General features: G+C 69.3%; 20 protein-coding genes. 4 read left to right on the top strand and 16 right to left on the bottom strand.

The genetic code is table 11. The features are described from left to right. Window positions 1-9: 9 nt before the first annotated feature. Window positions 10-1,683, bottom strand: a complete 1,674-nt coding sequence (locus BMW26_RS03810) for an ABC transporter substrate-binding protein (protein ID WP_053098897.1) — start codon at window positions 1,681-1,683, stop codon at window positions 10-12. A gap of 169 nt (window positions 1,684-1,852) precedes the next feature. On the opposite strand from BMW26_RS03810, the gene BMW26_RS03805 reads away from it, so the two are divergent. Next, a complete protein-coding gene (locus BMW26_RS03805) occupies window positions 1,853-2,773 on the top strand; it encodes a sugar kinase (protein WP_053098896.1) in 921 nt (306 codons plus the stop codon). 69 nt (window positions 2,774-2,842) lie between these two features. On the opposite strand, the gene BMW26_RS03800 is transcribed toward BMW26_RS03805, so the two are convergent. The 5 genes from BMW26_RS03800 to BMW26_RS03780 are packed head-to-tail and all read right to left on the bottom strand — an operon-like array spanning window position 2,843 to window position 8,346. Beyond that, window positions 2,843-3,709: a MurR/RpiR family transcriptional regulator gene (locus tag BMW26_RS03800; RefSeq protein ID WP_056277179.1), complete on the bottom strand. Its 867-nt coding sequence runs from the start codon at window positions 3,707-3,709 to the stop codon at window positions 2,843-2,845. A 14-nt stretch (window positions 3,710-3,723) separates the two neighbouring features. Further along, complete coding sequence (locus tag BMW26_RS03795; protein WP_072590818.1) at window positions 3,724-5,235, bottom strand: glycoside hydrolase family 3 N-terminal domain-containing protein; 1,512 nt, start codon at window positions 5,233-5,235, stop codon at window positions 3,724-3,726. Next, window positions 5,232-6,065, bottom strand: coding sequence for a carbohydrate ABC transporter permease (locus BMW26_RS03790; RefSeq protein ID WP_053098893.1), 834 nt, complete (start codon window positions 6,063-6,065; stop codon window positions 5,232-5,234). The genes BMW26_RS03795 and BMW26_RS03790 overlap by 4 nt, the downstream gene beginning before the upstream one ends. Beyond that, the gene (locus tag BMW26_RS03785) at window positions 6,062-7,039 is read right to left on the bottom strand and encodes a carbohydrate ABC transporter permease (RefSeq protein WP_053098892.1); all 978 of its coding nucleotides are present in this window, start codon (window positions 7,037-7,039) and stop codon (window positions 6,062-6,064) included. Before BMW26_RS03785 ends, BMW26_RS03790 begins: the two co-directional genes overlap by 4 nt. A gap of 14 nt (window positions 7,040-7,053) precedes the next feature. Beyond that, window positions 7,054-8,346 (bottom strand): sugar ABC transporter substrate-binding protein, encoded by a 1,293-nt coding sequence (locus tag BMW26_RS03780; protein ID WP_053098891.1) that lies wholly within the window; start codon window positions 8,344-8,346, stop codon window positions 7,054-7,056. Between the two features lie 222 nt (window positions 8,347-8,568). Here BMW26_RS03780 and BMW26_RS03775 point away from each other — a divergent pair, with 222 nt between their 5' ends. From BMW26_RS03775 to BMW26_RS03765, 3 genes are all read left to right on the top strand, one after another. Further along, complete coding sequence (locus tag BMW26_RS03775) at window positions 8,569-9,429, top strand: spermidine synthase (RefSeq protein WP_053098890.1); 861 nt, start codon at window positions 8,569-8,571, stop codon at window positions 9,427-9,429. Window positions 9,430-9,529: 100 nt separating this feature from the next. After that, window positions 9,530-10,057, top strand: a complete 528-nt coding sequence (locus BMW26_RS03770) for a hypothetical protein (RefSeq protein WP_056277172.1) — start codon at window positions 9,530-9,532, stop codon at window positions 10,055-10,057. 66 nt (window positions 10,058-10,123) lie between these two features. Continuing rightward, window positions 10,124-10,612: a SprT-like domain-containing protein gene (locus BMW26_RS03765; RefSeq protein WP_053098888.1), complete on the top strand. Its 489-nt coding sequence runs from the start codon at window positions 10,124-10,126 to the stop codon at window positions 10,610-10,612. Window positions 10,613-10,663: 51 nt separating this feature from the next. Here BMW26_RS03765 and BMW26_RS03760 read toward each other — a convergent pair whose 3' ends face one another. From BMW26_RS03760 to BMW26_RS03715, 10 genes are all read right to left on the bottom strand, one after another. Then, entirely contained in the window at window positions 10,664-11,182 is a 519-nt protein-coding gene (locus BMW26_RS03760) for a DUF3054 domain-containing protein (protein ID WP_157557400.1), read from the bottom strand. A gap of 137 nt (window positions 11,183-11,319) precedes the next feature. Continuing rightward, window positions 11,320-11,976, bottom strand: coding sequence for a 2-phosphosulfolactate phosphatase (locus BMW26_RS03755; protein WP_072590817.1), 657 nt, complete (start codon window positions 11,974-11,976; stop codon window positions 11,320-11,322). A gap of 80 nt (window positions 11,977-12,056) precedes the next feature. After that, window positions 12,057-13,529, bottom strand: a complete 1,473-nt coding sequence (locus BMW26_RS03750; RefSeq protein WP_072590816.1) for an ABC transporter permease — start codon at window positions 13,527-13,529, stop codon at window positions 12,057-12,059. Then, on the bottom strand, window positions 13,526-14,287 hold the full coding sequence (locus BMW26_RS03745) for an ABC transporter ATP-binding protein (RefSeq protein WP_053098885.1): 762 nt from the start codon (window positions 14,285-14,287) through the stop codon (window positions 13,526-13,528). The genes BMW26_RS03750 and BMW26_RS03745 overlap by 4 nt, the downstream gene beginning before the upstream one ends. Before the next feature lie 94 nt (window positions 14,288-14,381). Next, on the bottom strand, window positions 14,382-15,017 hold the full coding sequence (locus tag BMW26_RS03740; RefSeq protein ID WP_053098884.1) for a response regulator: 636 nt from the start codon (window positions 15,015-15,017) through the stop codon (window positions 14,382-14,384). After that, complete coding sequence (locus tag BMW26_RS03735; protein WP_072590815.1) at window positions 15,014-16,189, bottom strand: ATP-binding protein; 1,176 nt, start codon at window positions 16,187-16,189, stop codon at window positions 15,014-15,016. The genes BMW26_RS03740 and BMW26_RS03735 overlap by 4 nt, the downstream gene beginning before the upstream one ends. 63 nt (window positions 16,190-16,252) lie before the next feature. Then, a complete protein-coding gene (locus BMW26_RS03730; protein WP_072590814.1) occupies window positions 16,253-17,044 on the bottom strand; it encodes a class I SAM-dependent methyltransferase in 792 nt (263 codons plus the stop codon). Window positions 17,045-17,087: 43 nt separating this feature from the next. Then, complete coding sequence (locus BMW26_RS03725; protein ID WP_072590813.1) at window positions 17,088-18,248, bottom strand: AMP-binding protein; 1,161 nt, start codon at window positions 18,246-18,248, stop codon at window positions 17,088-17,090. A gap of 16 nt (window positions 18,249-18,264) precedes the next feature. Then, the gene (locus BMW26_RS03720; RefSeq protein WP_072590812.1) at window positions 18,265-19,176 is read right to left on the bottom strand and encodes a 1,4-dihydroxy-2-naphthoyl-CoA synthase; all 912 of its coding nucleotides are present in this window, start codon (window positions 19,174-19,176) and stop codon (window positions 18,265-18,267) included. Between the two features lie 79 nt (window positions 19,177-19,255). Next, window positions 19,256-20,215, bottom strand: a complete 960-nt coding sequence (locus tag BMW26_RS03715) for a permease prefix domain 1-containing protein (RefSeq protein WP_072590811.1) — start codon at window positions 20,213-20,215, stop codon at window positions 19,256-19,258. Between the last annotated feature and the right edge of the window lies 1 nt (window position 20,216).

The raw sequence follows: 20,216 nt of genomic DNA, 5'->3' as shown, positions 1-20,216 counted from the left end.
CGGTCAGACCTACTCGGTGAGGACGATGTCCGTGAAGACCTCGTCGTTCACCGGGCTGGCGGGGTAGCTCTCGACACGCGGGTCGAACGCCAGTGTGGGCGCCGGGTGCGCGAGCGGGACACCGGGGATGAACTGCGCGACCATCTCGTTGATCTCCTCGTAGAGGGCCGTCTGGTCCTCGAGGTTGGAGACGCCGCGAGCCTCGTTGAGCTTCTGGAACAGCTCCGGGTTGTCGAAGCCCCACTCGGAGCTCTGCTGCCCGAAGAAGACGCCGACGAAGTTGTCCGTGTCGTTGTAGTCACCGGTCCAGCCGAGCAGGTGGATGCCGTGGTCCGACGTGCCGGTGGTGCGGTCGAGGTACTCGACCCACTCCTCCGAGACCGGGGTGGTCTCGACGCCGACCTCGGCGAGCTGCGACGAGAGGACCGTGAAGATCTGCTCGGGGTCCGGCATGTAGGGACGCGAGACGTTGACCGGGTAGTTGAAGGTCAGCTTCAGCGGGTTGGCCTCGTCGTAGCCGGCCTCTGCCAGCAGCTCCTTGGCCTTCTCGGGGTCGTAGTCGTAGGTCGTGACATCGGGGTTGTAGCCGTTGACGGTGTCGGGCACGAACTCGATCGCCTTCTCGGTGCCCTCGGGCAGGACCTGGCTGATCAATGCATCCTTGTCGACCGCGTACGAGAGCGCCTCGCGGACCTTCGGGTCCTGCAGCTCAGGGAGCGCCTGGTTGAACGCGAGGTACAGGATCGTGAACGGAGGACGGGAGACCATGGTGAAGCCGTCGTCCTCGAGTGCCTGCGTGTCGGCCGGACCGACGAGGTCGTAGCCGTCGATGGAGCCGGACTCGAGAGCCTGACGACGCGCGGTCGGGTCGTCGATCGTGCGGAAGATGATCTCGTCGATCTGACCCGCCTCGCCCCAGTAGTCGTCGTACGCCTTGAGTGAGACCTGCTCGCCCGGCGCCCACTCGTCGAACTGGTACGGGCCGGTACCGACCGGGTGCCCCATCGCGTACTCCGAGAGGACGGGTGCCTCGGCCGAGCCGCTGACCTCGTCAGCACCGAACTCCTGCAGGGCCGAAGGGCTCTGCATGGAGAAGGACGGCAGCGACAGCGACGCCACGAACCCTGCGAACGGCTTGTTCAGGTCGATCGTCACGGAGTAGTCGCCGTCGGGGGTGCAGGACTTGTAGACGGCGTCAGCCGGGTTCTCCGCGTAGCCCTTGAAGAGCTTGTTGTAGTAGTAGCCGAACGCCTCGGAGGCCGCGAGGCCGGTCCAGTTGAACCAGCGGTCGAAGTTCGCGCATACGGCTTCGGCGTTGAACGGCGTGCCGTCGTGGAAGGTCACGTCCTCCTTCAGCGTGAAGGTGTGGCTCATGCCGTCTTCGGACGATTCCCATGACTCGGCCAGCAGCGGTGCCGGGTCGGCCGTGCCGGGCTCGGTGCCGACGAGGCCCTCGAAGATCTGACGCGAGACGCGGAAGCTCTCGCCGTCCTGGGCGAAGGCCGGGTCGAGGCTCGCGGGGTCGGAGGACGCCGCGAACACGAAGGTTCCGTCGACATCGCCGGACGCCTCTCCGCCGTCGTCGCCGCGCTCGCTGGCGACGCATCCTGAGAGGACCATCGCGGCGACTGCCGCTCCGGTGACGGCGATGAGACCTCGCCGACGCATGACTGAGTGGTGCATTGTGTGACCTTCCTGTCGAGCGCTGCTGTGCGCGTTCCGAAGACATCGTCGACTTCGGAAACGGTGATTCCTTGAAACTACCCAGTGCGCAGACCGATGCCAAACACCTGCAGGTTTCATTCCTGTTACGGATGTCCGGGGGTGTGGCCGATCCGGTAATCTCCAGAGCGTGCCCGACACGTCTCCCCTCGCCGTCTGCGTCGGCGAGGGCCTCGTCTCCTTCGTCCCGGCCATCGCCGCGCCCCTCGAGGACGTGCGGACGTTCCACCGCTCGCTCGCCGGAGCGGAGTGGAACACGGCGATCGCACTGGCCTCGGCCGGCATCCGCACCGCCGTCGTCTCCCGTGTGGGCGACGACGGGTTCGGGCGCTTCCTCACCGCCGAGCTGCGCCGGCACGAGGTCGACGACTCCGCCGTGGAGATCGACGCCGAGGCGCCCACCGGCCTCTACGTCAAGGAGCTGTCACCGCGTCCGGACGGCTCCGTCGACGGGACCATGCACTACTACCGCTCGGGCTCCGCGGCCGCGGCCCTGTCGCCGGCGACGCTCGACTCCGACGCGGCATCCGCGCTGCTGTCACAGGCCGCCCTCGTGCACACCTCGGGGATCACGCCTGCTCTCTCGGACACCGCCCACGCAGCGCAGAACGCCCTCTTCGATGCGCCGCGCGACGGGCGGCTGCTCAGCTTCGACGTGAACTGGCGACCTGCGCTGTGGCGCGGGCGACAGGAGGAGGGGCGCGCGGTGATCGCGGACTACGTCCGCCGCGCCGACATCGCGTTCTGCACACGCCCCGACGCCGAGGCGGTCTTCGGCACCGGCGAGCCCGATCGACTGCGCGAGCTGTTCCCCGAACCGAGGTACCTGCTGGCCACGAGTCCAGACGGCGCTGTGGCCTTCGACGGCGCCGAGCGCACCGACAGCAGGTCGCTCGATGTCCCCGTCGTGGAGTCCATCGGCGCCGGAGACGCGTTCGCCGCCGGATTCCTGGCCGGCGTCCTGTCGGGACTCTCGCTCACCGGCAGCCTCGCTCGCGCGCACCGGATCGCGACCAGGGCACTGGTCAGCACCCGAGACCACATCGACTGATCAGCGGCGCTGTTCCTGCCGGTCGACACGGGCACCGGTGACGGTCGACGGGTATCTCATCGCCTGCCTCTAGCGACGTCGACGCGGCGCCGCAGCGTCGTGCGTCAGCTGCAGCGGGATGACCACGGGTTCGCCCCGGTGCTGGACGACCCGGACGAAGAGGATGTCGACCAGCGCCAGCTGCGCGATGCGGCTCGACATCGCGGCCATGCGGAACGGCGACTCCTGCGCGTAGGTGATCAGCGAGACGTCTGCGGCGAGCGCGAGCGTCGAGTCGGGCGCGCTGGTGATGGCCACCGACAAGGCGCCCGCATCTCTGGCGATCTCGACAGCCCGGACGACCTCCTGCGTCTCGCCCCCGTGGGAGAACGCGATGACGACGTCCTCCGGGGTCCGCAGCGACGCCGTCGTGAGGGCGAGGTGCGGATCGGCGGAGTGCGCGACCGAGCACCCGATGCGCGCGAGCTTCTGCTGAAGGTCCTGAGCGGTCAACGACGATGCGGCCTGCCCGAACAGATCGACGTGTCGCGCCGCCACGACGGCCCTGGCGACGCGGTCGAGCGCGTCGGCGTCCAGTCCGAGCGCCGTCTTCTCGATCGCGTCGATCTCCTGTGCCGCGAGCTTCGCGGCGATGGCGGACGGCTCGTCATCGGGATCGATCGCCGTGGTGTCGAGGCCGAAGCGCGCCTGCTGCGCCTGGGCGAGCGTGATCGTGCGGGCGACCGCGACCCGCAGCTCCCGGTATCCGCTGAAGCCGAGCGACTGCGCGAAGCGAGCCACGGTCGACAGCGATGTGTGACAGAGCTGGGCGAGGTCGTTGATGGCGAGGTCGACGACGAGCGTGGGGTCTCCGAGGATCGTCTCCGCGACCCGTGCTTCTGCAGCACTCAGTCGGGGAACGGATCGGCGCACCAGCGCGAGAACATCGGCGTCCACGGTGTCATCCTGCCTCAGTCGGCGGCACCTGCGCTGTCGGGCGACGGATCGGCGCGGCGCGACGAGCCCCCGATCAGTCGATCTCTGGCGGCCTGGGCTCCGATCCGGCTCGCGGATCCGACCTCCACGAGCGCGAGGGGCAGAGGCCGCCGTGCCGCGAGTCCGACGTTGACCACGACCGCGTCGGGATCACGCAGAGCGGCGCGCTCGACGAGCGCACGCTGCCCGTCGTCGGTGTCTGGACGATCCACGAGGACGACCGTCAGTCCGTCTGCCGCGACAGCCGCGTCGAGAGCCCCATCCTGCTCGTCGATCGTCGTCCGTGCGACGTCGACGCGCACGCGATGACCGTCTGCCGCCAGAGTCTCAGCCACGTACGCCGACGCGCTGTCGACCGCGAGCGTCGAACGTCGGCGAGCGTCGACGACGGCGAGCGCCTCGGCATCGCGCGTCACTCCTGTGATCGCGCGTCGGACGATGTCCGATCCGTCGTAGTCGACGGGAGTCGCAGTCTCGGCACGGACGCTCAGCGTCTGAGCCAGGCGGGAGACCCTCCCGGCCGCTTCGGCGAGTCGCTCGCGAGAGAGTGAGCCGTCGTCCACCGCCGCGAGGATCCCGTCGCGCGCGGCGAGGAAGTCTCGACGGTCCTGGTCGGGGAGCGTGGCCTCACCGCGGTTCGTCGGGTTGCCGATGCACAGCAGATCCGCTCCGGCCGCGAGGGCACGCGCGGCGCCTTCGCCGATGCCGACGGTCTCGCGGATGGCCGCCATGTCGAGGGCATCCGTGATGATCACGCCGTCGAAGCCCCAGCCACGGAGCAGCCCGAGCACTCGGGGGTTCAGCGTCGCCGGCTCGGCGCCCCAGGCGGGAACGACGATGTGCGCGGTCATGACGGCGTCGACACCTGCGGCCACCGCCGCGCGGAACGGCTCGAGGTGCACGCGCTCGAGCTCCTCGATCCCCAGCGAGATCTCGGGCAGTGCGTGGTGCGAGTCGGTGTGCGTGTCACCGTGCCCCGGGAAGTGCTTGACGCACGCCGCGACCGCCGTGCTCTGCAGTCCCTCCACCGCCGCCTGCACGTGTCGGGCGACGAGCTTCTGGTCGCTGCCGAAGGAACGGACGCCGATCACAGGATTCCGCGGATCGGTGTTCACATCCGCGACGGGACCGAGCACGACGTTGCCGCCGATCGCGGCCACTCGTCGAGCCAGCTCGGCACCCGATGCCCGTGTCGCCTCGACGTCGTCGACGATGCCCAGCTGAGCCGCCCCCGGAAGCGTGGAGCCGGCTGCGGACTCGAGGCGTGTGACGTTGCCGCCCTCCTCGTCGATCCCGATCAGCGCGTCCGGATTGGCCCGGAGGATCTCGTCGCTCAGAGCCGGAAGTCCCTCGCCGACGTTCTGACTGAAGTACATGACACCCGCGAGGCCGTCGCGCAGCTCGTCGAGAAGCCATTCGGGGGCCTCCGTGCCGAGGAACCCCGGCCAGAGCACCCCGTTGGCGAGGCGGACGAGGTCGTCGGTCATCCCTTCACCGCTCCCGCGACCATGCCGGCCGAGAGACGACGCTGCACGATCACGAAGAACACCATCACCGGGATCGTGATGATCGTCGACGCGGCCATGATGCTGCCCCAGTCGTTGGAGTGCAGGCCGAAGAACGACTTCAGTCCGATCGAGACCGTGTACTGGTCGGTCGCGCTGCCGAGGATCGTCATGGCGAAGATGAATTCGTTCCAGGCCGTGATGAAGCTGAAGATGCTGGTCGCGACGAGACCGGGCATCACCAGCGGCAGCAGGATCGAGCGGAACATCCGCCACCAGCTGGCGCCGTCGATGTACGCGGCCTCCTCGAGCTCGACGGGCACGGCGGCGACGAATCCGCGCAGCATCCAGATCCCGAACGCCAGCGAGAGCGCGACGTACACGACCATCAGGCCGAGGATGCTGTTGAGCAGCCCGAGGCTCTTGACCTGCAGGAAGAGCGGGATGACGAGGGCCTCGAGCGGAACCATCTGCACGACGAGGATCATCATCAGGATGGTCGTGCGGAACTTGAAGCGGAACCGGGCGACTGCGACAGCCGCGAGCAGACACACGAGGGCGCTGACCAGGACGGTGACGAGAGCCACGATCGCGGAGTTGCGGAGGTAGGTGCCGAAACCGCCGTCGGTGAGGACGAAGGCGAAGTTGTCGAACGTGAACTCCTGAGGCAGCAGCGACTGCCCTCCGCTGGACGCCTTGGCGTCGAGCGCACTGGAGACCATCCAGTAGACGGGGAACAGCGTGAAGATCAGGACGGCGGCGATCGCGATGCCGGTGCCGACGCGCGACATGACAGACGGGCGGGGGTTCACAGCTCGTCCTCCTTCATGAGGGAGCGGATGTACACGATCGTGATGCCGATCAGCACGAGGGTGAGCAGCACGGCGAGCGCGGCACCGAAGCCGTAGCGGTTCTGGCCGAAGGATTCGACGTACGACCAGACGCCGAGGTTCAGCACCGACCGGTTGCCGCCGCCTCCACCGGGCATCAGGTAGACCTGCGCGAAGACCTTGAAGTCCCAGATCGTCGACAGGATGATCACGACCGAGAAGACGGGCTTGAGAGTGGGGAAGATGATCTTCCAGAACCGCATCCACGCGTTCGCGCCGTCGAGCGCGGCCGCCTCGAGCATCTCCTTCGAGACGCCGAGCAGGCCCGCGAGCACCGTGATGGCGACGAACGGGAAGCCGTGGTGCACGACGTTCAGCAGCACGATCGCGTAGAACGACCACTGATTGGTGAACCAGTTCACCGGGTCGTCCATCAGGCCGAGATCCTGCAGGACGGTGTTGAAGATGCCGCGGTCGGCATCGAAGATGAACGTCCAGACGTAGGTTCCGGTGACGGCGGGCATCGCCCACGCCACCATGATGCAGCTCGAGACGATGGTGCGCCACACCGTGCCCAGCTTCGCGAGCAGCAGCGCCACGAGCGTGCCGACCGCGACCGTGACGAACACGGCGACGGCGGCGAAGCCGACGGTGTTCGGCAGGACGACGGTCCACAGTGTCGGGTTGGTGAGCGCCTCGACGTAATTGTCGACGCCGATCCAGTTGTTCTCGCCGGTGTTGATCTCGCGAAGACCGTAGTCCTGCAGCGAGAAGATGACGACCTGGATGAGCGGCCAGAGCATGAGCACCGCGAGGATGACCAGCCCGGGGGCGAGAAGAAGCCAGGGGCGGGCCGTGATCAGCGAGAAACCCCGCTTGGGCGGCCGGCCGCCGGCCACGGAGGCGGAGGTGGACTCCGCCTTCGTGACCGGCAGTGGCGCTTGCACCATCGACATGAAGGGATACAGCCTTACTGGTTGAGCAGATCGGTCATCTCAGCGGCGGCGTCCTTCGTCGCCGTGGCGACGTCCTTCTGCCCGCTGAGGATCGCCTGGATCATCGAGTTGGTGGTCTTCTTCGCCTGAACGGCACCGAAGTTCGGGGTGACCGGCACGGATGCGCCGCCCTCGACCATCTGCTGCGCGAACGGAGCGACGAGCGGGTCGGTCGAGGCCAGGGCCTCCTCCATCGCGGACTGCACTCCCGGGAAATATCCGGTCTCGTCAGCCCACTTCTCGGCGAACTCGCCCGTGGTCATCAGCTTGACGAACTCCCATGCGAGGTCGGCGTTCTCGGTCGTGTTGAAGACCGACAGGTGCGAGCCGCCGAGCACGGACGGAGCGATGCCGCCGTCCTCGCCGGGGATCACGGCGGCGCCGATCTTGCCCTCGAGCTCGGGGTTGGCCTCGATCAGAGCCTTCGGGGTCCAGGAGCCCGAGAGCATCATGGCGACGTTGCCCTGCGTGAACGAGTCACGGAGGTCCGTCTCCTTCCAGGTCGTGGCCCCGGCGGAGGAGAAGCCGTGCTCGGTCGCGAGTCCGGTGTAGAACTCGATGCCGGCCTGCGACTCCTTGCTGTCGAGTTCGCTCGTCCAGGTCTTGCCGTCGAGGGTCGCGACCTCGCCGCCGGCGCCCCAGACCCAGGGGTACACCTGGAACTCCGCGTCACCCGCGACGGGGAACGGCAGCATGTCGGGCTTGGCGGCCTTGATGGCCTCGCCAGCGGTGACGATGTCGTCCCACGTCTTCGGGGCCTCGAGACCGAGCTCCTCGAACACGTCGGTGCGGTAGACGATGGAGCGGACTCCGGCGTACCAGGGCATGCCGTAGAGCTCGTCTTCGTAGGTGCCGGCGACCGCGAGGCCCTCGACGAGGTCGTCACGCAGGCCGTCTTCGGCGTCGACGTACTCGTCGAGCGGCTCGAGGGCACCGGCGTCAGCGAACTCCGCGGTCCAGGTGGTTCCGGTCTCGGCGATGTCGGGCGTGGTGCCGCCGGCGATCGACGTGACGAAGCGATCGTGAGCGTCCGCCCACTGGATCTCCTCGATCTTGACCGTGGCGCCGGTCTCGTCTTCGAAGGCGCTCGAGACCTCGTCGTAGAACGCGCTCGCGTCCGGGTTCGTGCCCTTCATGATCCAGACGGTGAGCTCCTGGCCCTCTCCGTCGACGGCTCCGCCGGTGTCGGCTCCGCCGCCGGCACAGGCCGCCAGGCCCAGGGTGGCCACGGCGCCCAGCGCCACGACCGGAAGAATGCGCTTGTGCATCAGGGATCTCCTCTTTGAACGTCCTGGCGGCATCGGGTGCCTACCACGTAGGAAAAAGTATTCATCACTAACTAATTCCCTGCAAGTTATTCTCGGAAACGTCATGCGGCCGTAACATCGAGCCTCCGCGGCAGACTCGCGGCGAGTCAGCAGCCCTCAATCCTCCCATCGCGTGAGCCGACCACACGATGTCGAGGCGGAGTGAGCGCGTAGTCTCGGAGCATGGGCAGGACGCGAGCGAAGGACACCGAGCACCCGCAGGTCCGTCTCGACCACGGAGGCATCGCCCGCATCGTGCCGTCGGAGTTCACCAGCGGATTCGAGCTCATCGTCGACGACACCCCGCAGTCGCACGTCGACCTGGATGACCCCACGCACCTGCACTTCGAGTACATCGTGCGGATGGGCGCCGTGATCGACCAGCTCGCCGCCGGTCCCCTGACGGCGGTGCACCTCGGCGCGGGCGCACTGACGATCCCCCGCTACATCGAAGCGACCCGCCCCGGTTCTCGGCAGCAGGTGATCGAGCTCGAGGCACCGCTGGCCACCCTCGTGCGCGAGCACCTCCCCCTGCCGCGAGGCGCGGCCATCCGGCTCCGCATCGGAGATGCCCGCGAGGGCGTCCGCCGCCTCCCCCCGGCGATCGTCGGCACCTGCGATCTGGTGGTGTCCGACGTCTACTCCGGAGCCCAGACGCCGGCCCACCTCACCAGCATCGAGTTCTACCGCGAACTCGCCGAACTGCTCGCGCCCGCCGGCGTGCTGCTCGTGAACGTCGCCGACGGGCCGGGCCTCGCGTTCGCCCGGCGACAGGTCGCGACGATCGCGGAGGTTCTGCCCGAGATCGGCGTCCTCGCCGACACCCAGGTGCTGAAGGGGCGCAGGTTCGGCAACCTCGTGATCGCCGCATCGGCGGCTCCCCTGCCCACCGAATGGCTGCCCAGGATGCTCGCCGCGGGGCCACATCCCGCCAAGATCGCGCAGGGTGCCGAGGTGACCGCCTTCGTGCAGGGTGCGCGCGTGGTGACCGATGCGGATGCCGTCGCCTCCCCTCGTCCGGACGCCTCGCTGTTCCTCCGCTGAGGCCTCGATCGAGATCGGATGCGGGGCCGTGGGGCGTGCCGCCCCGACGACTGCGCCGACGCGAGGCACACTTGACGGGGGACGCTGCGGAAGGAGAGCAATGAGTTTCATCCAGGGATACGACCCGGAGAGCCTTCGCGAGCTGGTCGACCTCGGTGAATGCGCCGCACGGCTGGAGGAGATCGAGAGCCAGCGGAGCCTTCCGGCACTGCTGGAGCGGGTCTGGCTGCTGAAGGTCCTCGACCGTCTGGACGAAGCGCTCCCCCTCGCCGATGAGGCCGTGCGCCAGTCGCGCATGGCGGGCACACGCAAGGACGTCCTGCGCTCGAGGGTGCTGCACGCCACGATCCTGCAGCACCGCGGCGCCCACGCCGCCGCCGAGCAGGAGCTCGCGACGTGCGCCGCCGAAGCCGAGGGACAGCGCTGGCTGTCGATCGCCGCGTTCGCGCACCACCATCACGGCAGGAACGCCTACGAGGCCGGCGACTACGAGACCGCTCGCGAGAGCTTCAAGCAGTCCCTCTTCCTGCGCCGCGAGGCCGGGGCCGAGGACCGAGAGCTCGAGACGGTGCTGCTCGCCATCGAAGCCGCCGAGCGGCGCCGCACGACGCAGCTCGTCGCGGGCTGACGGCAGCACACGCCCGCCGGTGCCCCGCTGAGGGGCGATGTCGGCGGTATGGCTTAGCCTGATCGCATGGCGGAACTTGACCGGGTGCGCGTCTGGGGCGAGGCACTGATCACGCTGCACCTCGACGACAGCTGGTCATTCGGCTTCGACCACGCGAAGCGTCGGGCGGGGCAGTGCGACTACACGAAGAAGCGCATCACCGTGTCGCGGTATCTGGCTGCGCGGTTCGAGGACGACGAGATCCATCAGGTGCTGCTGCACGAGGTGGCGCATGCCCTCGCGGGTCATGAAGCGGCCCACGGCCCGACCTGGAAGCGCGTGGCCCGAGACCTGGGCTACGTCGGCGGAACCACCCACCATGGCGAGACGGCGGTCGAACTCGCGCCGTGGGTCGGCCAGTGCCCCGCTGGTCACGTGACCTACCGCCACCGGCGTCCGTCACGCGCCACATCGTGCGCGCGGTGCTCCCGCTCGTACGACGCGCGCTACCTGTTCGACTGGACTCGGCGCGAGATCACGGCCGACACGAGGCTCGCGGCGCAGATGTCGCGCTGATCCGCGCACGACGTCGACCCGCCCCGAGCGCCGCGAACCCACAGAGTGTGGTCAGCGCGCGTGAGGACCTGATTCCGGATCGGCCTCGGGCGAGGGTTCCTCCTGCGCTCGATCCGAGGCTGCCGCGTCGGCGGGTGCGTCCCGGTCGACGGGAGTGTCGTCATCCTCCCGCTCCTCAGGCCGCCCGCGCGCCGCACCGGCATCGCTCGCACGCCCCGCACGCCGACGCAGGAGCGCTGCCAGGGCTCGCCACCCGACGAGGAAGACGCCGAGCACGAGGGTCGTGACGATGATGAACGCGATCTGCGCGGTGTCCCCCGCCACGACGCGCAGCAGCAGCCCGCCGACCACGGTGACGAGCCAGACGACGGCACCCCAGGCCAGCGACCACGGTCGACGCGGCCTCGCCGGCAGAAGCGCCGCCACGACGTGACCCAGCAGGAGGGCGACGATGAACGGCCAGGCGGTGAACAGGAACCCGCCGGGATCTTCTCCGTGCGAGGCACGGCCGATCACGGCGAAGACGAGCACCAGGACGGCATCGACGATGAAAGCGGGGACGAACCTCATGCCATGACCCTACGTCGCGGAACACGAAACCCGTGCCGGATGCACGGCCTGTTGCCGAGCGCGTGCAGGGACGAGATCCACAGGCGCCTCACCCCCGAGCGGGGATGACCTGCGCGCCGGGGACGACCGCAGACCGCTCAGTCGAAGGCGACGAAGAGCCCATCACGCAGCACGGGGACGACATCCAGGGCGTCGAGCTCGGCGGCGTCCGACACCGTCGTCGGCGCAGCACCGGATGCCCGCATCCGCTCGGTCGCGGCGACCCCGTCCGCGAGCTCACGCGCCGAACCGCTCGCGCTGACCATGTGGCGCAGCGCCCTCTTCAGCGCGCGGAATCCCTCGGCGGCCACGGCCGCATCGGGCGCCGTGTGGTCGATGCCGAGTTCGGTGAGCGCGGCGACGATCGCGCCGGCTCCCAGGTGGTCTTCGACCGCGAAGCGCACGGCGCCCGCGGCGTCGGCTTCGCCCGCGGCGATCACGCTCACGGAAGTGCGTGACTGGTTGCGCTCCTGCAGCGTCGCGATCGCTCGTGCCACTGCCGCCGCGTTGCGGAGACTTCCGATCAGCACGACCGCGTCGCCGGCGCGGGCGGCGACCGCGGCGCCATTGCGGGACCACTCACGCGCGTCGTCGAGCGAGACCGCGGACCCCGACGCGACAGCGTCTGCCACCGTCGACGAGAAGCGGAGCACGTCGACCACGACGACGACATCGGCGGGCGCGAGGCGATCGAGCCCGTCGACGCCCCACTCGAGACGCACCTGATACGTGGACTGGTCGAACGGAGACGGCATCCGTCCAGCCTAGAACGACCGCCCGGGTGCCGATGCCCCGATGACGGATTCGGTCATCGGGGCATCCCCGGGCGTCGTCGTCAGTCGGCGGCCAGTGCGTCGACGGGCGCCACGCGGGTGGCGAGGCGGGTCGGCGTCGCGGCAGCCACCAGGGTCAGCACAGCGGTCGCCGCGACGATGATGACCACGGGCAGCCAGGGCACGTGCGGTGCGACGAGCCCGGCGGCCTCGAAGTCGGGCAGGGTCGGCACGGAGCCGAGCAGCGACTGCGCCGCGATCCATCCGTAGGCGATGCCCAGGATCAACCCGGTCAGCGTGGCGGCCACCGTGATGTGCGCCGCCTCGAGCAGCACCATGCGGCGCACCTGCCCATTGGACAGGCCGATGGACCGGAGGAGTCCGAGCTCGCGACGACGCTGCACGACGCCGATCGTCAGAAGGTTGACGAGACCGACCGCGGCGATCACCGCCGACACCGCCACGAGCACCATCATCACCGATGCGAAGGCGTCGAACGGGGTGAAGAACTCCGCAGGCGTCTCACCCTCGACCTGACCGATCAGCATCTGCTTGACCGATTCGAGCGCGACCGCGAACATCGTGACCAGTGTGACCCCCATCACGACGCCGATCGCCATGCGCGACGAGCGCTCGGGATAGCGGAGGGCGTTCTCGGCCGCGAGTCGTGCCGTGGCACTCGATCCGAACATCCGCCCGACCAGACGCAGCACGGGAGGCATGAACAGCACCGATCCGAGCGCGAGTCCGGTGAAGGAGAGCAGTCCGCCGACGAAGGCGACGACCACCCCGAGCGGGTGCACGAGGCCGACGACGACCCCTGCCGCCAGCAGCACGGTGCCGGAAGCCAGCAGGATCCATGCGCCGATGTGCCGCCCGGGGCGGGACAGCTCTTCGTGAGTGCGCTCGACCGACCCGCCGATCGCCTGCAGCGGCGTGACGGCGAGGACGCGTCTGGAGCCCACCCATGCCGCCGCCCAGGTCGTGAGCGCGACGCCGACGACCGGCAAGGCGATGAACGGCTGGGCGAGAGAGAACCCCTGCGGCACGTTCTCGATCAGTCCGGAACCGATCTGCACGCCGACCGCGGCGATCACGAGGCCGGCGAGAAGCCCGAGTGCCGCGCCGATGACCCCCACCGCGAAGCCCTGCCGGCCGACCACGGCCCGCTGGGACCTCGCGGTCGCGCCGATGAGGCGCATCAGGGCGATCTGACGAGTGCGCCCGGCGATGATCGTCGAGAACGTGTTCGCGGTGACGATCGCGGCGACGTACATCGCGACGCCCGTGAGCAGAACCGAGAGCAGTCCCACGATGAACGCGAGCGTCTCGCTGTCGCCGATGAAGGGGTCGGCCTGCAGCACGGCTCCGAGGTAGGCCGTGGTCTCGACCAGCACCACTCCGAAAGCGGCCGAGAGCGCTGCGACCAGGATGCTGGCGCCCATGCCCCGGTCGCGCAGCCAGGCGAGGCGCGGACCGGTCGCGGACGTCTGCGGTACGACGGCGAGAGTCGGAGACTCGATGACGGCGCTCATGCCGCGACCTCGGCGGCGAGCATGTAGGCCGAGATCTCCTCGGCGGTCTGGCGCGGGTGGTCGGCGACGATCCGGCCGTCTCCGAGGAACAGCACCCGGTCGGCGTGGCTCGCCGCGATCGCGTCGTGGGTGACCATGGCGATGGACTGTCCGTGCTCGCGGCTCGCGGTGGCCAGCAGCTGCAGCACCTCGCGCCCCGTGCGGGAATCGAGATTGCCCGTGGGCTCGTCGGCGAACACGAGATCGGGCGCCGTGGCGAGCGCACGGGCGATGGCGACGCGCTGCTGCTGGCCCCCCGAGAGCTGATGCGGTCGGTGCTGCAGACGGGATCCGAGCCCGAGCGTCTGGATCAGTCCATCGATGCGCGCCTTCTCGATCGCGCTGGGTCGCCGCCCGTCGAGCTCGAACGGCAGCATGATGTTGCCGAGGGCGGTGAGCGTCGGCACGAGGTTGAACGCCTGGAAGATGAAGCCGACCCGGCGGCGGCGCAGGATCGTGAGATCGAGGTCTCCGAGCTCCGTGATCTCGGTGTCGCCGATCCAGCTCCTCCCCTGCGTCGGGGTGTCGAGGCCGGCCATGATGTGCATGAGCGTGGACTTGCCCGAACCGGACGGTCCCATGATGGCGGTGAACTGTCCGCGGCGGATGCCGACGCTGACGTCGTCCAGCGCGTGGACGGTGCCCTCGCCGGCGCCGTAGGTCTTCTTGAGGTGCTGGACGCGGGCTGCGAGCCCGAGGTCGGTGGTCGTGATCTCCATGCCTTCGACGCTACGGACGCCGGCTGCTCCGCCGCGTCGGCCTGACGGCGCATCCGCCTACATCGCAAGGATGATCCCGCGGACAGGAATCGGCTCAGGCGAGTCCGTGCTCGAACGCGAAGACCACCAGCTGCACCCGGTCGCGGAGGGTGAGCTTCGTCAGGATGCGGCTGATGTGGGTCTTGACGGTCGCCTCGCTGAGATATTCGCGAGCGGCGATCTCGGAGTTCGAGAGCCCCCGGGCGGCGAGCGCGAAGATCTCGCGCTCACGCTCGGTCAGCGCGGAGAACTGCACGGGCACCGGCTTCGGCTCCTCGGCGAAGTGCTCGAACAGCTCGCGGGTCGCCGACGCGGCGATGACGCTCGAGCCCGCGTGGACGGTGCGGATCGCGGCGAGGAGGAACTCGGGGTCGGCGTCCTTCAGGAGGAATCCGCTCGCCCCCTGACGGATCGCGCGAGCGGCGGCCTCGTCGAGGTCGAAGGTCGTCAGCATGACGATGCGCGGCGGGTCGGGCTGAGCGAGGATCTCGGCGGTCGCAGCGAGCCCGTCCATGACCGGCATCCTGATGTCCATCAGCACCACGTCCGGTCGAGTCGCGTGCACGAGAGCGACGGCTTCGCGGCCATCGCCCGCTTCTCCGACGACGTCGAGGTCGGGCTGCGAGGCGAGCAGCATGCGGACTCCGGCGCGGAACAGCGCCTGATCATCGACGAGGACGACCCTGATCATGCGACTTCTCCGATCGGGAGCGAGGCGCGGACGACGAACTGCGCTCCCTGGCGCTCCGCCTGAAGGCTACCGCCGACGAGCTGCGCCCGTTCACGCATGCCGATCACCCCGTGACCGCCGCCGATCTGCGGCTGATCCCGTCCCACGGTGTTGCGCACCTGGATGTCGACACGGTCGGGAAGCCACGCGAGGTGCACGTCGACCGCGCCGTCGCCGTGACGGATGGCGTTCGTGAGCGCCTCCTGGAGGATCCGGTACACCGCGAGCTGGATGGCTCCCGGCGGCTCCCCCGGCGGCATCGGATCGACGGTGATCCGGGGCTCGACTCCCGCCTGACGCACCTGCGCGAACAGTGACTCGAGGTCTGCGAGCGTCGGCTGGGGACCGTCCCCCTGTCGGTGGCGCAGCTGCGTGAGCAGCAGACGCACGTCGCTCAAGGCGCTGCGAGCGGTCTGGGCGATGGTCCCGAGGGCCTCGGTGGCCATCTCGGGCTTCGCGGCGGCCGCATACCTGGCGCCGTCGGCCTGCGCGATCACCACGGCCAGCGAGTGCGCGACGATGTCGTGCATGTCGCGGGCGATCCGCACACGCTCCTGCTCCTCCGCCGCGAGCGACTCCGCCTTCAGCTGCGCCGAACGGGTGCTCCGCGCGCGCAGCACCACCCGCCACAGCAGACCGCAGACCCACGCGAATCCGAGCGCGAGCACCGAGACGACCAGGAGCAGCGTGCCGGTCGTCAGCTGATCCCACCCGCTGGCGCCGGAGGTGACGCCCGTGACGACGACCAGGTAGACCGCCGAGACCAGAGCACCGAGCAGCGCCGAGCCGAAACCCCACCACAGCACCGCGCGGGACCCCCAGGCGGCGGTCGCGTAGAGCACCAGGAGGATCGCCACATCGATCGGCAGCGGACCGAATCCGGACAGCATCTGCACGATCGCGCCCGCCCAGGCCGCGGCGAGCGCGAGTCCGGGGGCGAGCCTGCCGATCGCGACTCCGCCGAACATCAGGATGCCCGCGGTGACGATCGCCGCGACCGCCGCACCGCTGATCCCCTCGCCGACCGCCCCCGGGCCGTAGAAGACGACGGAGAACGGCGTGAGGATGACGAAGAGCAGCGTCGCCCCGACGATGTCGAGCACGAGCGCCGTACGGGAGAGCGGGCGGATCACTCCCCCACGCTACGCGGCACGGCATCCGCCTCGCATCCGCCTGCAGATGTATCCGCGGTCCGGTCAGGCGCGGGCGATGATCTCGCCGTGCGGCACGAGGTACCAGCCGTCGCCGTCGTCGGCCCAGCGCTTCCACGCGTCGCTGATCTCCTGCAGGTCGCGCCGCGTCGCCATCTCGCCGTCGACCAGCTGCCGGGCGAGCGCGGACTCGAGGATGCGATCGGCCCACATGCCGCCCCACCAGGCGCGATCCTCGGGATTCGCGTAGGTCCAGTTGGAGGTCGTCGCGGTGACGTCATCGAATCCGGCCGCGCGGGCCCAGGCGAGAAGGCGGCGCCCCGCATCGGGCTCGCCGCCGTTGGCCCTCGCCGCTCGCCGGTAGAGGTCGAGCCAGTGGTCGAGTTCAGGGAGAATGGGGAACCAGATGAAGCCTGCATAGTCGGCGTCACGTGCCGCCACGACACCGCCGGGCGCTGCGACCCGGCGCATCTCACGCAGCGCCTGCACCGGATCGCCGACGTGCTGCAGCACCTGGTGCGCGTGGACGACGTCGAAGGTGTCGTCGGCGAAGCTCAGCGCGTGCACGTCTTCGACCGCGAAGTCGAGGTTCGTGAGCCCTCTGCTCGACGCGAGATCGCGCGAGAGTGAGAGCGCGTTCTCATCGATCTCGGTCGCCGTCACGTGGGCGACGACACCCGCGAAGTCGACCGTGATGCTGCCGGGCCCCGCTCCGACGTCGAGAAGCCTGGTGTTCGCGGTGAGGTGGGGGCGCAGGTACTCCGCCGAGTTCGCGATGGTGCGGCTGCTGTGAGAGCGGAGGACGGTCTCGTGATGTCCGTGCGTGTAGGTGGCCATGCCTCACTCTGGCAGGAGAGTTCCCACTCCGGCGAATCGACCGTCAGTGCAGTTCGACGACGGCCCGTCTGATCGACTCGCGGTCGGGTTTGCCTGAGGCCAGCACGGCGAGTTCGTCGACCATGATCAGCCGCGCCGGCCTCGCGTGCCTGCCCAGCTCTTCGGCGACGAGGTCTCGTGCGTGCGCGAGCTGCTCCGACTCGCTTCGTCGCAGAGCTTCGCCTCTGGGTGCGACGATGACCGAGGCCTCACCCCATCGCTCGTCCGGTACGCCGACGACCACCGCGCCGGTGAGTCCCGGGACACTGCGAACCAGCCGTTCGACGCGGTCGAGGGAGATGTTGATTCCGCCCGAGACGATCACATTGTCGGCGCGGCCGTGCACCCGCACCACGCCGTCGTCGAAGAGCCCGAGATCGCCGGTGTGGTACCAGCGGATGCCGTGTTCGTCGCGCGAGAAGTTCTTCGCCGTCAGCTCCCCGTCGCCGAGGTAGCCGTCTGCGAGCATCGGACCGGCGATGCGCAGCTCTCCGTCCACGGTGCGCACAGCGACCGTGTCGAGGGGGACACCGTCGTAGACGCACCCGCCGCTGGTCTCGGTGGAACCGTAGGTGCGGACGAGTCGGATGCCGAGATCGGCGGCGCGGTCGCGCAGCGGTTCCGGCAGCGCCTGGCCACCCACGAGGATCGCCCGGTACGCCTGAAGGGCCGCACGCACAGGTCGGTCGTCAGCCGCATCGAGAAGTGTCGACAGCTGCGCGGGGACGAGCGAGGTGTACAGCTCGGGGATGCCGGCGGAACCGCCCGGCAGCGGGCGGAGCATCGACAGCGTCGCGTCGGCGAACGAATCGGGCGAGAACCGACCGCTCAGCGCGACAGGGTGCGTGCCTGCCATCAGAGACCGCACGATGACCTGGAGTCCGGCCACGTATCCGGCGGGCAGGGCGAGCAGCCAGCGCCCGCCGCCCACTCTCGACGCCGTCGCCTCGGCACTCGCCCGCAGCGCCTCGCCGCTCAACGCGACCCGCTTGGGGACCCCGCTGGAGCCCGAGGTGGCGATCACGACGGCCGTGCCGTCCGGCACCCATTTCGGGGCGTCTCCGAGCATCCCGAATCCGAGCGCCGGCCCGCCGTCGAGCGCGCGCGCCAGAGCGGCCCGCAGTTCGGCCGGATCCTCGGCATCCGTCGGCGTCAGCGCGACCATGTGCGTCTCGATCCGCTCAGTAGTGCCAGGGGAACGAGGTCCAGTCGGCGTCCCGCTTCTCGAGGAACGAGTCGCGGCCCTCGACCGCTTCATCGGTGCCGTAGGCGAGACGCGTGGCCTCGCCCGCGAACACCTGCTGCCCCACGAGCCCGTCGTCCACCGCGTTGAAGGCGAACTTCAGCATGCGGATCGCCGTGGGCGACTTGGTGAGCACGGTGCGCGCCATCTTCAGCGCCTCGCGCTCGAGGTCGGCATGGGGCACGACCCGGTTGACCGCCCCGGCCTCGTACGCCCGCTGCGCCGAGTACTCCTCGGCGAGGAAGAACACCTCGCGCGCGAACTTCTGCCCGGTCTGCCTCGCCATGTACGCAGATCCGTACCCCGCGTCGAAGCTGCCGACATCGGCGTCGGTCTGCTTGAACCGCGCCTCCTCGGCGGAGGCGATCGTGAGGTCGCACACCACGTGCAGCGAGTGCCCTCCGCCGGCCGCCCAGCCCGGCACGACGGCGATGACGACCTTCGGCATGAAACGGATGAGACGCTGGACCTCGAGGATGTGCAGGCGACCGGCGCGAGCCGGATCGTGCACGGTCGTCTCGTCATCGGAGTACTTGTATCCGTCGCGGCCGCGGATGCGCTGGTCGCCGCCCGAGCAGAACGCCCACCCGCCGTCCTTCGGACTCGGTCCGTTGCCGGTTAGGAGGACCGCGCCGATGCGGGGGTTCTGCCGTGCGTCGTCGAGTGCCCGGTAGAGCTCGTCGACCGTGTGCGGGCGGAAGGCATTGCGAACCTCGGGGCGGTTGAACGCGATGCGCTCGACTCCGCCGTCCGTGCTCACGTGGGCGGTGATGTCGGTGTAGTCCTCGGCACCGGGCGCGAGCACCCATTCGTCCGGGTCGAACAGGTCTGAGACGAATGCGCTGGTCACAGCATCCAGCCTATTCCCGCCCGGGTTGCACACGGAGACGGCGTCGCCCCGAAGAGGCGACGCCGTCTGCGTGCGGTGATCAGCCGCGGCGAGCGCGAGCGGTCTTGATCCAGCCGTCGACGATGTCCCAGATCGGGAACGCGATGAGGGCGAACCCGGTGATCACGGTCAGTATGCGCATCGTCTCATCCGTCACGCCGTTGTCGGTGAAGACGAAGCGGAGGAACTCGGGGTTGAGCAGCTCGCCCTGCACCAGCAGCGTCAGCGACCAGACGGCGAACACCGCCGCGAGCAGGGTGTTGACCACAGCGGCGGCGATCGTCCAGCGGCGGCGAGCGTAGACCACCACCGTCAGCAGCGCCTCGGCGACGAAGAGCCCGAGGAAGAACGTGATCCCCCAGGGCCACAGACCCGGGTTCAGGATCGCGATCGGATCTCCTTCCGTCGGGAAGAAGCCGATGAATGCGTCCCAGAAAACCGCGCCCACCCCCAGCACGAGGAACACGAGCGACGCGATCGCATCCGCCCTGCCGGCTCCGTTCTGTGTCGGCTCGGGCAGCTGGTCGACGTCCCACTTCACCCCGGTGTCCGCTCCGGTGCGCTCGAGGATGAAGAAGACCAGGGTCACCCAGAAGCAGACGTGCACGATGACCGAGATGCCGACCGTGACGGCGGCGCCGATCATCGTTCCGATGGGTGCGCGCTCGATCGCCTGCGCGATCGCGACACCGCCCATCGCGCACACCGGCACGATGATGAGCAGCAGCTTGAGCAGCCGCCACCACACGAGGTAGTACCGGGGTCCGATCAGGTGCAGCGGCCGGTCGGCGTAGCCGGCGGCGAGGACGCCGGGGTCGCCCAGCTCTGTGAGGACCGCCCGTTCGGCCTCGGCCGGGTCGTCCCCCTGTTCGAGTCTCGCGTCGATCGCGTCGGCGATGGATCCTTCGAGCTCGGCGCGGACGTCGTCCTGCACCTCGGGTGTGAGGCTGCGGATCGTGGCGCTGATGTATCGCTCGGTGAGCGTGGCTGTCGAGGGCATG

This window comes from Microbacterium sp. 1.5R, assembly GCF_001889265.1.
Classification (GTDB): domain Bacteria; phylum Actinomycetota; class Actinomycetes; order Actinomycetales; family Microbacteriaceae; genus Microbacterium.
Note: the sequence above shows the minus strand (reverse complement) of the source record. Positions and strands in the feature narration are given on the sequence as shown.